Consider the following 15,789-nt stretch of genomic DNA (forward strand, 5'->3'; position numbering starts at 1 on the left):
ACAGATGATAAATAATGAAAGAGGATCAGCTCTTCTTCTTGTCTTACTCATGTGCGTAGTTCTCACCGTGCTCGGATTGGCGATTTTAGGAAACACCTTAAATGATGCTAAACAAACCAGTTATCGAGAAGAAGATATAGTGACTATTCATGAGGCACAGAAGTCAATAGAGGAAGCACTTGCACTAATTAAAGTAACGTTTGATTATAAAGGTGAGATAATACCACTAAGAGAACACAACCAGATTACCGATGATTTTCTGGCGCCATTTAAGGTTGAAGATTTCACCTACAATGGTTCCCCTTCAAGTTATGTGATCTATATACCTGAAGATACTCCTTTTGATCGTAATCGCGATTTTTCAAGAGAATTTGTTATTCTAACTCGAGCGAAAAATTCTAATGGCCGGATTGTAGAGTTTAGTCAAAAGGTATATCTCTCTGCTATACCTAGTTTTCTATATTACGCAATTGGATCAAGTAAAACACTTAATTTTAACGGTGCCTCAACTATCCTTGGTCACGTTTATGCAAGGAATAGCCTTGTAATCAGGGATGTTGCTGATTACATCTATAGTGGACCGCAGTCAATTGATACTGCCTTTCCTTATATAAAAGGGGAAGTAGTTATTGACCAACCAAATAAGAAATTCGTCTTTAAAAACAATGAATATCTCCTTACACCTACAACTGCAGCTTACTATAATGCTGAAAGTGAAAGCCAAATAGAAATTGGTGAGATTGATTTCTTTAATGATGTCGACGTTGAAAAAACATTTGTTGATAAATACAACGACATTGCCTTAACGAATTTACAACACCCGGATCATATACCGTATACAAATCCGACTGGGGGATTTGAGGAATTTACTATAACTATTGAAAATGCAGAAGATGTTAATTTTAATCAGTTGATTGAAGACAATTGTAACTTATATAATAAATGCTCGTTAATAATTAATATTGAGGATGGGGATTCGTACACACTTGGGAAAGATTTAACAGTCCCCATGGGGCATTGGGTAGTTATTAATGGAGATTTGCTAATCCAACCTGATGATCCTAGTAACGGTTTAACTGTTGATGGTAATCTCTTAGTAAATGGCAATGTGACGATTATTGGACAAAATTTAAAGTTCGACTCAACAATCTTTGCCCGTGGCAAAGCTTTCATCTATAGTGCGAATATTCAAAAGAAAGATGAAACGCAACATTCATTAATTTTATTTTCAAATAATGGACTAGAAGTAACTAGAATTAATGAATTTGATCAGTATACAAGTGAAAATGAGATCAATGCCTTCTTATATACAGCAAGTGATGCAACCTTGTATGGAGTCGGTTCAAAAGTAAAAATAAACGGTGGGATATTTGCTGAAGGAGATTTATTTGTTAACGCAGTGAGGGGTGAAGTAGAAAAGAACAGCTCCACTATTGAGTATCTGCCCGGGCAAATAGACCAGAAAAGTTTAGGTAAAGAAACTTCAAGGTTTTATGTAAACCATACCCCTGAAATTTTAACACCTGCTTATTCTAGCTCAAAAGCATATAACGGTTTACCCAGGACAACGAGTTTTAATATCCTTTTAGATCGTAGGGAATTTAACCGTAAATAGCCTATTAACATGAAAACACCTTACAAAACGTTTCCGTTTTGTAAGGTGTTTTAATTTAATATTTTAACAATTTGCAAATGGCCCCACTCTTCAGCCATTTGTTGAGGTGTTTTATCGTCTTCGTTAACAATATGACGATCTGCTCCAAATTCAATTAACAACTGAACCACTTCATAGAAGCCTTGTTCGGCAGCAATATGAAGTGGTGTTCGCTTGTGAACATCTAACTCATCAACAAAGGATCCACTCTCTAAAAGAATTTTAGCGCTATTTGGATAACCACCAAGTGTAGCTACATGCAGAGGAGTAAAGCCACGTTCATTTTTTGCCGTAACATCTGCATGGCTATCTACTAGCATCTTAATAATGTCATCAAAGCCAGAATAGGCTGCTTCATGAAGAGCGGTCCAGCCATTGCTATCCTTGAAGTTAACATTGACGTCTTTTTCAAGCAACAATTCAACAATATCAGTATGACCAAAGCGAATTGCTTCTAATAAAGGTGGCCAGTTCATAGGGCCGACCTCATTAAGATTGTAGCCACCTTTATCAATCATTAATTTTGCTGTTTCTGAGTCACCTCTAAAAACAGTCTCGATTAATAGATTATTGTCCTTTAAAGTCTTATAATTATAATTTGCTCCATGCTCAATAAGAAGCTCTGCGATTTCAAAATGTTCAATGAAAATAGCATAATGAAGTGCTGAAAAGCCGTCTTCATTTTCTACATTAGCATTTACGCCTTCCTTTAATAGAGTTTCTACTTCTTCATAATCATCCAAAAGGATATGATAGAATAAACTCTGCAGTTCCATTGAAGTAGGTTCTTTTTTGGAACAAGAGACAGTTATTAAGCTACAAATGATGATTGCAAAAATCAAGTATTTCTTTTTCAAGAGAATTACTCCTTTTAAGATAAAAGGCTGACAAACATTGATTGTCAGCCTTTTACGTTTTTTCTAAGAAACTACCACCTATCAGAACCTATCCTAACACCATTGTTACCCCCAGGGTTATTGCCATTATTCCCACTACCTGGCTCAATAACGATGATATCAATGGTCGTCTTAATCTTATCGTCATCCTCCGAAGTGATAGTTATAGTAGCTGCTGGAACAATAACTAACTCGCCGTTTACTGTTTTATAACGAACTTCAATCCCTCTAACCCTACCGTGGTTATCTACATTTGCAAAGCCAGAACGATTGGATGTAAAGGAAACTTTTTTATTCGTAGCATTACTTGGTGTAAATGTTAGCTGAATATCTTTCGTTTTACCTTTTTCTATAAAAATCTTATCGTCAGCATCAATGCCTGTTAATGGTATCTTTTTCACTGTTACAACTGCCGTAGCAGTTCTTTCTAAGCCATTAACCACTAGTTTAGCAGTAATTGTTGCTGTACCTTCTTTTTTACCTTCTACTCTACCATTTCCGTTAACTGAAGCTACACTAAAATCAGAGCTTGTCCAGGAAACATTGGTTATATTATCTGAAACGGTACTAGATTTATATAGTTTCGCTTGCAAGTTAATAAATTCTCCAATAGCTATTTCAGTTTCTTTTGGATCAATACTAAATTGCTTCACATTAATAGTACGTGTTGCGGTAAACTCTTTTCCTCTATAAACAATTCGTGCTCCTATAACTGCATTCCCAGGCTTTTTAGCCACTAATCTACCGTCATTATTTAGTTCGATGATATCGTTTCCTTGAATGATTGACCACTCCACTGTACCTACATTAACGCCATCTGGACTCGTTTTTATTGTGTAGGTTTGTTGATCACCAACGAATAGATCTGAACTGCCTTGAACTTGAATATTTTCTAATGGAAGAATAGCCGCAACATTTAAACTATGTGTGAATGGTACACCACCATTGACACCATCAACATCCTGTACAGAGATTATAATGGTTGCATTTCCTTCTTGATGAGCTGTAATAGAACCATTTTGGTCAATAGAAATCACACTTGGATTACTTGATGTCCAGATTGCGGAGTTAACTGCCTCAGCTTTATTTGTTGCGCTGTCTGGTATAATATCAAATAACAAACGCACCGGACTATGGCCAACAAAGATCTCATTTGTTGTCGATCTAATTTGAACACCTGTTATCGGTTGTACAACTTCTAATGCAATGGCATTAAACGGAATTGAACTTTGTGTACTATTTCCCAACTGGTAATGCAACATTGATTGATCCATTACGTAAACACCTGGTTGATTACTCTTTATAGTATATTCAACCACTACAGGTTGATTTAACAGTTGTTTTAACGTCATATCTGCAAGGGTAATTGTTACATTTGTTCCAAGACTGGTATCCTGCTTAGTAATATTTGTTTTATTCGTTACCAAATTAATTCCTTTCGGAAGAAAGTCTTGAATTTTAATATTTGATAACGTTATATGATCCATTTCAGTTGTGTAATCTTTAAACCTTAAATACACTCTTCCATTACTCTTTTCAAACATTTCAAAAATACCAATGTCTTTAACAGGGATATCTTTGCGCCCATTAGGGTAATCCTCCACGATCGGTAAGTAAACAATTTTTGTTTGTCCATTTAGCCATCTTTTTACTGTTTCAGTCATGTTCATATTACCAGGCTCAGTCGTAATTGGTTGATTAATGACAACGTCTAATCTTTCTTCAGCCAAAATCATGGCAGCTAATCTGCTAGCACCACTACCATCATTTGACTCAACCCAACCATAGTTGCCCTGTGAATTACCATCTGCTACAGGTATTTCTAAATCTGTTAAATGTTCTTTAGCAACTGCATAAGGAAACACCTTTCCTTGTTGCGCTTTTCCATCACTTATCAGGCCAGAGGTATTATTTAAAGAGATAGAGTACGTAACTGTAACTGACTCATCAATAAGAGCTCTTGTTTTATTTACCGTCTTACTAATATTAAGTTCAGCTTCTTGAACATTAATAATTCTTTCTCGAATTGCAATCGCCCCTGATGAGTCCTCAACTTCAATTCTTATTGTTGTTGTTCCTACTGTAAGATGTTCATGTCCAATTGTGTAACGTACTATTGCACCGTTTGCCACTTGATTATTCGTATAAATAGGTTCTTTGGAGTTATTAATGTAAACTCTAGTTTTTAGTTGCCTATCTGTTAGATCTAAATCAAAAGCTTCATAAACTAACTCTAAATTTTGACTACTTAAATGGTGTCTTCCCTCTCCTGGTGAAATAATATTCATCCCTGGCGCAGTGTTAGCACCTAGAAATGCCCTGAACATCGTGTTAACAAACAACTTTTGCTCTTCATCAGGAAAGCTATTATTCGTATGACCAGTACCAGAGAATGTCACTGTTCCTTTAGAATAGGTATAGTAATGATTCCAACTATCATCTACATCCCTAGAACTTCCAGTAATATTATACCAAGGAATAACACTCGGATCTTCTAAATTTAATGTGTAATATTGGTTATGAGTTGTCGCAATTTTAATGTTGTCAGCAAGATTATATGGGAATTGAGTTAATAAACCACTATTTACTTTTTTGGTATTAGTAGTAGATGCACTTGCACCTCTACCTAAATTTGTCTTAGGTGCAATTTGGCCTGTTATTGGTTGAAAATGATCCTTCCAAACTTTAATTGAGTTATCTCTTGTTCCATCAATGGTATCATGAGTAAACATCACACTTTGTCCAGTATTAATAAACGCTTGAACTGACTTTGCTGCATTTCCTGTCAGTGTTGTATTTCGATCGTAAGAGTCATTAAAACCAAAAATAATCATGTTATAGTTACCATTTAGCTTTGTATGAGAAAACCTGTGAGCCGAGTCAGTAAAGTTTTGCATACTTACAGTATCAATATGAATATGGTAATCATTTGTAGATAAGTAAGATTGGTTCATATTTTGAGATCTTGTCAAACGGCTATTATCGTTTTCACCACTAGTTACCTGTAAAACTTTGATATTGACCTTTTCCCCTTTAAATTGGAAAACGCCTGTCACATAATCCTTTAATCTCGTATTTCGATCAACAATCTCTAGTTTCCAGTAGCGTAACCCAGAGTAACCCTTTGGTAATTTGTATTGAATTACACCTTCACTTCCAGATACAACAACTGCTTGTACTAATTCATTAGACGCAAACGTATGGTTAAAATTCGCGTCTATATACAAATTCGCAGTTAGCTCATTTGTTGTTTTGCGATTTACGTTAAAACGAAAAGAAATAACCTCATTCGCTTGATAAGACTTACTATCCGGATACTCTTTTGGTGCTTCAATGATTTGTACACGCGGTCTTAAATCATTTTGTTGATAGAAGTTAGTAACGATACTTGAAATTTCATTAACATTATTTATAAATTTCACGTTGTTTCTTTGTTCAGTTGTGTATTTTATAAATTTATTCTTAAGTTTATCGTTATTTTTCGTAATAGTATCATTATGCAAAATGACTAATTGATTCTTATTAATATAATCATTGATAATTTCATCTGCTTTTAAGTTTGTAATATCGTTCATTAAATTTGTAGTATTAAACGTTTGTTCAGTCGGAACTTGTGCTGTCGAATAATTTCCACTACCAATATAAATGAAGTCGTACTTCCCATCTAACTCTTCACGAAGGGCAACGAAGCGCTTCATCCGGATTGTATCAATTTCATACCCAGATGTTCCTAACACACTTTTAAGCTGAGATTCTCCACTATCGACAATCTCCAAAACACGCTTTTTCATTGATGTCGAGGCTTCTACGCTGCTATCTAATAAACTAGCAAATGGAAAAGAGGATAATACTAGTATGGTTGCTAATAAACACTTGAATAGTTTTTTTCTCATCATTCCCACTTCACTCCCCTTCTATAAAATTTAATTATTCTTGAAACTATGTAAAAAGTCCTGTTTTCTATACATTTATCTACTCTATATTATAGCATTAAATGACAAATTGAACATAAGTATTTTGTTAACTTCTTTTAATTTCCCAATAATTTCAGTTAATTCTACAAAAAAAACATTAGTGCGTACACTAATGTCCTTTACTAACAAATAGTTCTAAAGTAATAGATAGATTTAGTAACTAAAAAAATAAGAGCCATTTCTCCTCACGTTATAAGACAGAGCCTCCATAGCCTCAAGCCTTTTGTCAAAATCTTGTCCATCTAATGCTGCCACTTGATTACCTGTAATTAGATAAGGAGTATACTTCATATAAATTTCATCACCGTCAATTACTAGAGTTAGTATGCAAGATTCTGCTGTAAGGCCACTTACATAATCGGGAAATAAGAAGTTTCCTAGTGAATAAGCAATTGGTTTACCATTATAGTAATCTAGTCCTTGTAAAACGTGAGGATGTGCACCAATAACACCATCTGCACCTGCATCTATCAGTGCTCTAGCGTCTTTAAATTGATAGGGCTCTGGAATGTGCTGACGTTCTATTCCCCAATGCATAAACACAAATAGGTAGTCTACTTCATGTTTAACATTCTCAACAATCCTTACCATTCGATCAACTTGATACCCACTTGCTATTCCAGGTTTTGAAGCTGTCGCATACCAAGTCCCTGTAGGTAAGACTCTTGAAAATCCTAAAATAGCTATCTTTTTCCCTTTTAGTTCTAGATAATAAGCTTGATAAGCTTCTTCACTATTTTTACCTGCACCGACATAGTCAAGTCCCGCTTCTTTGACGTATTTTATCGTATCGAGCAAGCCTTCTTCACCATAATCCATCGTATGATTATTAGCTAATGAGACCATATCAAAGCCGGCTTCTTTTAGCGCTAGCAAAGAATTTAGGCCTGTCCGAAAATTAAACTGTTTTTCGTAAGGTGTTCCTCTATTTGTTACAGCAGTTTCTAAGTTAACGATGGCATAGTCTACTTGTTGTAGTTCATCTTGTACTTGTACAAATGGAAAATGAATTCCGTGTGTATTCATTGCTCGCTCTATTGAACCTTCCATCATGACATCCCCAGCAAATGCAATTGTGATTACATTTTTTTGGTCAGGTTCTTTTAAATGAAAAAAAAACAGCAACATCATTTTCACGAAACCTCAGTAACTTATCAATCGTCGAGTGCATCAATGTTTGACGGTGCAACGTTTCAGCCTCGACACTTACAGCATTGGGTCTCGCCAATTTATCGAATAAATATAAACCTCCTGCAAGGAAGGTTAATAGAAAAAGTGTGGAAAAGAAAACTAAAACCATTGATAAAAACATATTTTTTTTCATACAAGTACCTCGGGATCGATTATATTTGTCTTTATTGTACCTGATGTTTGAAAATTGAAAAAGATTATTTTTTTGGTTAAAGGAAATTATTTACAACTTCACTCCGAACATGATTTAAGAAGTATAATGAACCAGTTACTACTAGAACATCATTTGAATGCAGTTTTTGTTTGATTTGGTCGTAAGCTTCAAGCGAATTCTCCACTACCTTCATGTTTTGAAGCGGTAAATTTGAATACACTTGATATGGGTCCATTACCCGTTCAAAATCAAACTTAGTTAGGATAATTTCAGTAGCAAGGTCTATTAGTGGCTTTAACATCGCCGTTATATCTTTATCCTTCATTGCACAAAAAAGAATATAAATGTTTTTCCCCTGAAAATTAGAGCTTAATGTCTGAGAAAGTGCTTCCATGCCCTCTAAATTATGGCCACCATCGAAAATAATCGTTGGGTGTTCATGTACGATCTCAATCCGATTGGCAATCTTCGCATTTGCTACCCCTCTGCGAATCGCATGTTCTGAGATAGAAAACTCCTGTTTTAATGCCTGAATAGCCATCATTGCTAGCGTGGCATTTTCTTGTTGATGTTTCCCTATCATTCCGGTCTTCAAATCCTCAAGGTACATATCTTCCCACTTAAAAGCAAAATGATCGCCTTGATGAATACATTGGAAATCCTCATCTAGCTGATAGAGGGATGAAGATAGTTGTTGCGAACGATTTCTCATTACTTCAACTGCCTCCTCTTGCTTACAGCCAGAAACAACCGGAACTCCTTCTTTAATAATTCCAGCCTTTTCTGCTGCCACTTTAGCAATGGTATTGCCAAGAAGATCCATATGGTCATGACCAATAGTTGTGATAATCGATACAAGCGGAAATACTACGTTTGTTGAGTCGAGCCTTCCTCCAAGTCCTGTTTCAATAAAAACGATATCCGGCTTTTTTACTGCAAAATATTTAAACGCTACAGCTGTCAGGATTTCAAATTCAGTCGGTGGACCAAAGCTTGTCTTACTGACATTTTCGATAACAGGCTGAAATTCCTCTATAATATTTGCAAAATCCTCATCAGAAATTTCTTCACCATTTACTTTGATCTTATCGTTTAATTTATTAATGGCAGGTGATGTGTACGTTCCGACACTGTACCCTGCTTCTGTAAAAATAGCAGCTAAATAGGTTAACGTAGAGCCTTTCCCATTTGTACCTGCTAAATGAATAGCTGGTATTTGTCGTTCAGGGTTACCTAACTCCTCTAGCATCAATTCCATTCGATCTAGCCCTAAACTAATACCAAATTTTTGTGCTGAAAACACAACGTCACATGCTTCTTTATATGAAATCATCATAAGATCTCCTTTAATCTAAGTTTGATACTATTTGATAGTGTATAATATGGGGGATGTTTCATCAAGAAAATCTCGAGTAGTTAGGTAGGAATGATCAATGAAAAAAACAGGTTGGTTAATTTATAATCAAGAAATGTCAGAACTTAACGAAGGTTTTATTTCTTGGTTTATGGAAGAGGCAGTCCAATTAGATATTAAACTCCATGTTTTAATAAAAGAAGATCTTAGTTATGGAATAGCAAACAACGATTTATTTCTTCTGCACCAAGGGGAAAAGATTGAGTATCCTGACTTTGTTATCATGAGAAACAACGATCCTCTATTAAGTAAACAATTAGAAAACTTAGGATTAAAAGTTTTCAATACTTCATTTACATCGGAAATTAGCAATCATAAAGGAAAAACTCATCAGTATTTAGCCGGCAAGGGTATACCGATGCTTGATACCGTGTTTGTTCGTAGAGAAGAATTTCGTCCACAGTCAATCCCTTTCTCTTATCCTATTGTGGTAAAAGAAGTAGCTGGCAAAGGTGGCAACGAAGTTTTCTCCGCGAGTAACCAAGAAGAACTAGAACAGTTACTCGAAACAATTACAGCTAAAGAAATAATCATTCAAAAAATGGGAGACGTCCCTGGCAAAGATGTTCGTGTCTTTGTTGTTGGTAATGAGATCATTGCAGCAATTCTTCGTTATTCTGACAGAGATTTCCGTGCTAATTATTCATTAGGAGGACAGGCTCGACTTTATGATCTCTCAGAGAATGAAAAATCACTAGTCTACAAGGTGATTGAGCAATTCAAAGGTGATATAGGTTTCGTAGGAATTGATTTCTTATTCAATAAAGATGGATCTTTTGTTTTTAACGAGATTGAAGATGTTGCTGGTTCAAGAACACTATATGCCAACTCAAAGGTTAATATCGTTAAGCACTATTTAGAGTTTGTCTTAAAAACCATTGAGTGTTAAGTTCGTTTATTACACATAATAACCGTAAAGGGGTTGTGTAATAAATGAAAAAGTTACTGGTCTGTCTTTTAGTAATTATTTTATCAAGTATCTATCATGTCCATACAATGGCTGAGAAAGAAACACCAGCGTATGCGAAATGGGGAAATATTGCAGTTACAGAAACAATTAAAAAATATCCTTATGCAGATGTCGTGGATTATCTTCATATCGGTAGAAAAGACATTAACGAGAAAATAGCAGTTGAAAAATTTAAGCTTTGGCTCCGTCATGGAAGTAAAGAATTCGGTGTCTTTGTCGATGTTGAATTTGATAAGCAAACAAATCAATTCAAAAATATCACATTTCGAGAAACACCTCTATAGTAAAAGCCCACTAGAACTCTAGTGGGCTTTTACTATTTATGCTTTTAGTTCATCAATTCTTGATTGAACTGTTGCACGTTTATCTAAATAATCTTGTTCTTTTGCTTTTTCTTCTTCAATAACAGCTGCAGGAGCTTTTGCTACAAATCCTTGATTACTTAATTTCTTTTGAACGCGTTCCACTTCACTATCAAGGCGTTTTACCTCTTTTTCTAAACGAGCAATTTCCGCATCTAAGTCTAGTAACCCTGCTAATGGCAAGTAAAGTTCTACACCTGTTAGAACTGAAGACATAGACTTCTCTGGTGCTTGAAGATCAGTACCAAGCTTTAATTGGTCAGGATTACAGAACTTCTCTAAATAGCTACGTCCTTCTTCAAGATTACTTAAGATCGTCTCGTCTTTAGCTTTAATTAAAAGCTCAATTTTCTTACTCATCGGTACATTTAATTCTGCTCTCGTATTACGAACAGAGCGAATAATTTCTTTTAGTAAATTCATTTTCTTCGTTGCTTCTGGGAAAACAAGCTCAGTATTTTTCACTGGCCACGCTGCAACAGTGATTGACTCTCCTTGGTGAGGTAAGTGCTGCCAAATTTCTTCCGTGATAAACGGCATAAACGGATGTAGTAGCTTCATCGTTTGATCAAGTACATGAGCAAGAATTGAACGAGTCATTTTCTTCGCTTCTTCATCTTCACCATACAACGGTAATTTTGCCATCTCAATATACCAGTCACAGAAGTCATCCCAAATGAAGTTATAAAGCAGACGGCCAACCTCTCCAAATTCATAAACATCTATTAGACGAGTTACATCATCAATCGTTTCTTGAAGACGTGTTAAGATCCATTGATCAGCAATTGATTTTTTCCCTGTTAAATCGATTTCCTCATGCGTTAAACCTTCCATATTCATTAAAGCAAAACGCGAAGCATTCCAGATCTTATTCCCAAAATTCCAAGTAGATTCGACTTTTTCCCAATAGAAACGTAAATCATTTCCCGGGGAACTTCCTGTTGAAAGGAAGAAACGAAGCGCATCAGCACCATATTTGTCGATAACATCCATCGGGTCAACACCGTTTCCTAAGGACTTACTCATTTTACGTCCTTCAGAGTCACGAACTAACCCATGAATTAATACGTCTTTAAATGGGCGTTCTCCTGTAAACTCTAATCCTTGAAAAATCATCCTAGCAACCCAGAAATAAATAATATCGTAACCTGTTACAAGAACATCAGTTGAGTAATAACGTTTGAAGTCTGCTGAGTTTTGATCTGGCCAACCCATTGTTGAAAATGGCCATAATGCAGATGAGAACCAAGTATCTAGAACATCTTCATCTTGTGTCCAATTTTCGCTATCTTGAGGTGCGTCATGCCCTACATACACTTCACCTGTTTCATTGTGATACCAAGCTGGGATACGATGTCCCCACCATAATTGACGTGAAATACACCAATCACGAATGTTCTCAATCCAGTGTAAATACGTTTTTTCAAAACGTTCAGGTACAAAATTTACTTTCTCATCTTTTTGTTGCAATTTGATTGCTTCTTCAGCTAATGGACCCATTTTTACAAACCATTGTGTCGATAAATATGGCTCAACAACAGCACCGCTACGCTCAGAGTGACCAACTGAGTGCATATGCTCTTCAATTTTAAAGAGAACGCCTTCTTCTTGTAAATCTTTTACGATTTGTTTACGGCATTCAAAACGATCTAAGCCCTGATATTTCCCAGCATTTTCATTCATCTTTCCAGACTCATCCATAATTAAAACACGTTCTAGATTATGTCTGTTACCAATCTCAAAGTCATTTGGATCATGAGCTGGTGTAATCTTTACTGCGCCTGAACCAAATTCCATGTCTACATAATCATCAGCAACAATTTCAATTTCACGGCCTACGATTGGTAGTTTTACTTTCTTCCCAATCAGATGTTTGTAACGCTCATCTTCAGGATGAACTGCAACAGCTGTATCACCTAGCATGGTTTCTGGGCGTGTCGTTGCAACTTCGATATGTCCACTACCATCCACTAATGGATACTTCATGTGATAAAAAGCACCCTGAACATCTTTATGAATTACTTCTATATCAGAAAGGGCCGTTTTGGTCTGTGGGTCCCAGTTAATAATGTATTCACCACGGTAAATTAGCTTTTTTTCATAAAGCTTTACGAATACCTCACGTACTGCTTTCGAAAGACCTTCATCTAGTGTAAAACGTTCACGAGAATAATCTAAAGAAAGCCCTAATTTTGACCATTGGTTACGGATAAAATCAGCATACTCACTTTTCCATTCCCAAGACTTTTCTAGGAACTTTTCACGACCTAAGTCATAACGACTTACTCCTCCTTCGCGAAGTTTGCCTTCTACTTTCGCTTGCGTTGCAATACCTGCATGGTCCATTCCAGGTAACCATAGGGCATCATAACCTTGCATACGTTTCGTTCGAATTAAAATATCTTGTAACGTTGTGTCCCAGGCATGACCTAAGTGAAGCTTACCTGTTACGTTTGGCGGAGGAATAACGATTGTATAAGGTGTCTTACCTTCCTCACCTTTTGCTTCAAAAAACTTTCCTTCTAACCAATACGGATACCATTTTGCTTCCGTACTCTTCGGGTCATACTTTGTTGGCATTGATATCTCTTGATTTGCCATCTCTTATTTTCCTCCCTTTTCAAAACCAATTTTGAATTGTGAATTGTGAATTATGAATTAATTAGAGGAGCTTCGAGGACTAACCCAAGAGCAATTCAAAATTCATCATTCATAATTCATAATTAAATAAAAAAACTCCCTCCATCCTCAAAGGACGAAGAGAGTATATTCGCGGTACCACCTTTGTTTGCGGTTAGCAAAAAAACGTTGCTAACTGCACACTTCATTCATCTAACGGTTATAAACCGGCTTAAGCTACTAAGAAAAGTAAGTAACTTTTCATTCAAATAAGCTGCTCATGGGCGACCTTCTATCTTTAGCTCCTGAAAAATCTCTCAGCAATGTTATCCAATAACATGATTTTTCTCTCTGGTGGTATTAGAGATGTACTCTTCCCAATCTAAGCATGTCTCGTATTCAAATTGTGTACTAACATTTTACATGGTTACATTGAAAACCGTCAATAGCTTCCATGAAAATTTCCATTAAAAGTATTGCCTATTTTTTTTACCACCATACACTAGCAAGTCATAATTCATAATGGACAATTAGGTTTTCAGTAATTCCCCGTCTTTTATTTCAAGCAATGAAGTTCCCTCTTTGGCAAGTTGACGATCATGGGTCACCATGATAATCGTTGTACCTTGTTGATTTAATCGCTGAAATAAATTTGTAATTTCTTTTGCTGTCACTGCATCCAAAGCTGAGGTAGGCTCATCTGCAAAAAGTACCTCCGGTCGTTTTAATAACGCCCTTGCAACCGCAACTCGACGTTGTTCACCACCACTAAGTTGATAGGGTAGGTGCGAAGTATAATCTTCTTTTATACCAACTGTTTGAAGAAGAGACAATGCTCTTGCTTCTAAGTGTTGCCGCTTCTCACCTCGTAACAGTAACGGTAGCATAACATTTTCTAAGAGAGGCACTCCTGGAGTTAAGCTTGCAAATTGAAAGATCATCCCAAACAGTTTAAAACGTAAATTTGTTCTTTCACTGTCTTTTAGCTGTGATGTTTTGGTACCATCTATCCAAATCTCACCAGATGTTTGCTTGTCTAGCAAGCTAGCCAATGCTAGTAGTGTTGATTTCCCACTACCCGAAGGTCCGACGATAGAAACGAAGTCTCCTTTATTAATACTAAAATTTATATTCTTTAAAGCAAGAATTGATTTCCTTCTAGTAAGGAAGTATTCCTTATTAACATCTTCGAACATTATCATTAGCTCTCACCTTCTGTCATAACCTCATAAGGTTCTTGCGAGAAAAAAGCACGAACAGGAAAAAATGCAGCGATTATCGTGCAAACCATTATTATGAATATTGTTACCAAGCCAATCATCAGGCTCGTTTGAAAATCAGGTAAGACTAGTGGCAATTGAAAAATCAAATATAAGAGAGTCTGTTGATCATATAAGATACTTAATGAAAATAGCACTCCTACACTGCTACCAATTATTGAAACAATTGCCGCCTCTACAAGTAATAGTTGGTACACATTCGTTTTTGTAACACCTAGTGCAAATAAGACCCCAATTTCTTTTTGCCTTTCTCTGATTAATGCTGAAAATAGGGTAACTACTTGTAAAAGAGTTAAAGACAACGCAACTGCAATCATGATGTAGCTTAGTAGCTTTAATGGAAATACCTGCTGTTGTAGTTGGTCTTTAAGACCAGAGCCTAGTACTACATCTACCCCTTTTGAACCTAACTCAAGTTGCTGTTTCACAAAGAGTTGTGTATGAGGAGTTGTATTTATATATATAGCTGATAACGCTGATGTGGAAAGATGTTTTAATGGGTCTACCTTGGCTATCAAAGTTCTCGCTGTATCTAATCTCATGAAAATGGTCTCGTCTGCGCCTGTACCTGTTGGAAATAAGGCATTTTTAACCATAAATGGTTCTTGGAATAACATGACTTTTTCTTTAATATATTCATCATCGTAATGATATAAAAATCGTTCCCCGCCAGCATGTATACCGATGACAATCTCATTTTCAGCTAACTGCTGAAACCCCGGCATGAATGTTTTTAATGTGAAATCTCGTTCAGGGTCATAAGCGACTACAGGAAAATCTCCCATTGTCCCACAACAAGAGGTTGAAATCGTTTCTAAAAACAGTTGGGGTGCCCATTCAGTGATGTCGTCTATCTTGGAAATTTGATCGACGACTAGGCTCTCATCAAAATAGAGGTCATTTACTGCACCTGTGACAATGTTTTCGCCTGCATAAGCGCCCATTCCTTTAGGGACAACGATAATATCCGCACCCAATCGTCCCTCAATTGCACCCATGCTATCATTTAAAGAATGTATAAAGAAATAACTTGTAAATAACAAGAAAGCAGCAACCGCTGTACTTCCTCCAAGCAAAAAAGCACGCTGACGTTTTTCCTTTATTATTTTCCAAGCAATTCGAAATATTACTTTCAAAAGAGGCACCTCGTACTATTGATCATTTTCTTTACTAAACACGACACGAACAACAAACCAAATGAGCCAGATACAAACAATTCCCCAGAGAATTTCATACATAAGAAAAATTTGATTCAAAAGAGTCACTTCCTTCTTT

11 protein-coding genes and 1 other annotated feature are annotated in these 15,789 nt (G+C 36.1%); of the genes, 3 read left to right on the plus strand and 8 right to left on the minus strand.

The genetic code is table 11. The features are described 5' to 3' along the window. Window positions 1-4 precede the first annotated feature (4 nt). Window positions 5-1,615 carry a hypothetical protein gene (locus DS745_RS18940; RefSeq protein WP_129079779.1) on the plus strand — a complete coding sequence of 537 codons (1,611 nt, stop codon included), beginning with the start codon at window positions 5-7 and terminating at the stop codon, window positions 1,613-1,615. Window positions 1,616-1,665: 50 nt separating this feature from the next. Here DS745_RS18940 and DS745_RS18945 read toward each other — a convergent pair whose 3' ends face one another. The 5 genes from DS745_RS18945 to DS745_RS18965 form a co-directional block, all read right to left on the minus strand. Further along, complete coding sequence (locus tag DS745_RS18945; protein WP_129079780.1) at window positions 1,666-2,511, minus strand: ankyrin repeat domain-containing protein; 846 nt, start codon at window positions 2,509-2,511, stop codon at window positions 1,666-1,668. 71 nt (window positions 2,512-2,582) lie between these two features. Beyond that, complete coding sequence (locus DS745_RS18950) at window positions 2,583-6,446, minus strand: DUF5057 domain-containing protein (RefSeq protein WP_129079781.1); 3,864 nt, start codon at window positions 6,444-6,446, stop codon at window positions 2,583-2,585. Between the two features lie 231 nt (window positions 6,447-6,677). Next, a complete protein-coding gene (locus tag DS745_RS18955) occupies window positions 6,678-7,655 on the minus strand; it encodes a CapA family protein (protein ID WP_129079782.1) in 978 nt (325 codons plus the stop codon). Beyond that, complete coding sequence (locus tag DS745_RS24680) at window positions 7,618-7,848, minus strand: hypothetical protein (RefSeq protein WP_129079783.1); 231 nt, start codon at window positions 7,846-7,848, stop codon at window positions 7,618-7,620. The genes DS745_RS18955 and DS745_RS24680 overlap by 38 nt, the downstream gene beginning before the upstream one ends. 76 nt (window positions 7,849-7,924) lie before the next feature. Further along, a complete protein-coding gene (locus tag DS745_RS18965) occupies window positions 7,925-9,202 on the minus strand; it encodes a bifunctional folylpolyglutamate synthase/dihydrofolate synthase (RefSeq protein ID WP_206662939.1) in 1,278 nt (425 codons plus the stop codon). Between the two features lie 100 nt (window positions 9,203-9,302). Between DS745_RS18965 and DS745_RS18970 the strand changes: the two genes are divergently transcribed. Both DS745_RS18970 and DS745_RS18975 read left to right on the plus strand, forming a co-directional pair. Next, window positions 9,303-10,172, plus strand: coding sequence for an ATP-grasp domain-containing protein (locus DS745_RS18970; protein WP_129079785.1), 870 nt, complete (start codon window positions 9,303-9,305; stop codon window positions 10,170-10,172). 44 nt (window positions 10,173-10,216) lie between these two features. After that, window positions 10,217-10,537 (plus strand): DUF3889 domain-containing protein, encoded by a 321-nt coding sequence (locus DS745_RS18975; protein WP_129079786.1) that lies wholly within the window; start codon window positions 10,217-10,219, stop codon window positions 10,535-10,537. Between the two features lie 36 nt (window positions 10,538-10,573). Here the strand turns inward: DS745_RS18975 and DS745_RS18980 are convergent, their stop codons facing one another. From DS745_RS18980 to DS745_RS18990, 3 genes are all read right to left on the minus strand, one after another. Beyond that, window positions 10,574-13,216, minus strand: a complete 2,643-nt coding sequence (locus tag DS745_RS18980) for a valine--tRNA ligase (protein WP_129079787.1) — start codon at window positions 13,214-13,216, stop codon at window positions 10,574-10,576. A 147-nt stretch (window positions 13,217-13,363) separates the two neighbouring features. Beyond that, window positions 13,364-13,628: a binding site (T-box leader), on the minus strand. 136 nt (window positions 13,629-13,764) lie between these two features. Next, on the minus strand, window positions 13,765-14,436 hold the full coding sequence (locus tag DS745_RS18985; protein ID WP_129079788.1) for an ABC transporter ATP-binding protein: 672 nt from the start codon (window positions 14,434-14,436) through the stop codon (window positions 13,765-13,767). Further along, complete coding sequence (locus DS745_RS18990; RefSeq protein ID WP_129079789.1) at window positions 14,436-15,650, minus strand: ABC transporter permease; 1,215 nt, start codon at window positions 15,648-15,650, stop codon at window positions 14,436-14,438. Before DS745_RS18990 ends, DS745_RS18985 begins: the two co-directional genes overlap by 1 nt. Between the last annotated feature and the right edge of the window lie 139 nt (window positions 15,651-15,789).

Source organism: Anaerobacillus alkaliphilus, assembly GCF_004116265.1.
Taxonomy (GTDB): Bacteria; Bacillota; Bacilli; order Bacillales; family Anaerobacillaceae; genus Anaerobacillus; species Anaerobacillus alkaliphilus.

Excerpts from the sequence above, each read along its gene's own strand:
- DS745_RS18950 (WP_129079781.1), bottom strand. The coding sequence starts at position 6,446 with ATGATGAGAAAAAAACTATTCAAGTGTTTATTAGCAACCATACTAGTA.
- DS745_RS18955 (WP_129079782.1), bottom strand. The coding sequence starts at position 7,655 with ATGATGTTGCTGTTTTTTTTTCATTTAAAAGAACCTGACCAAAAAAAT.
- DS745_RS24680 (WP_129079783.1), bottom strand. The coding sequence starts at position 7,848 with ATGAAAAAAAATATGTTTTTATCAATGGTTTTAGTTTTCTTTTCCACA.
- DS745_RS18965 (WP_206662939.1), bottom strand. The coding sequence starts at position 9,202 with ATGATTTCATATAAAGAAGCATGTGACGTTGTGTTTTCAGCACAAAAA.
- DS745_RS18940 (WP_129079779.1), top strand. The coding sequence starts at position 5 with ATGATAAATAATGAAAGAGGATCAGCTCTTCTTCTTGTCTTACTCATG.
- DS745_RS18980 (WP_129079787.1), bottom strand. The coding sequence starts at position 13,216 with ATGGCAAATCAAGAGATATCAATGCCAACAAAGTATGACCCGAAGAGT.
- DS745_RS18985 (WP_129079788.1), bottom strand. The coding sequence starts at position 14,436 with ATGATAATGTTCGAAGATGTTAATAAGGAATACTTCCTTACTAGAAGG.
- DS745_RS18970 (WP_129079785.1), top strand. The coding sequence starts at position 9,303 with ATGAAAAAAACAGGTTGGTTAATTTATAATCAAGAAATGTCAGAACTT.
- DS745_RS18975 (WP_129079786.1), top strand. The coding sequence starts at position 10,217 with ATGAAAAAGTTACTGGTCTGTCTTTTAGTAATTATTTTATCAAGTATC.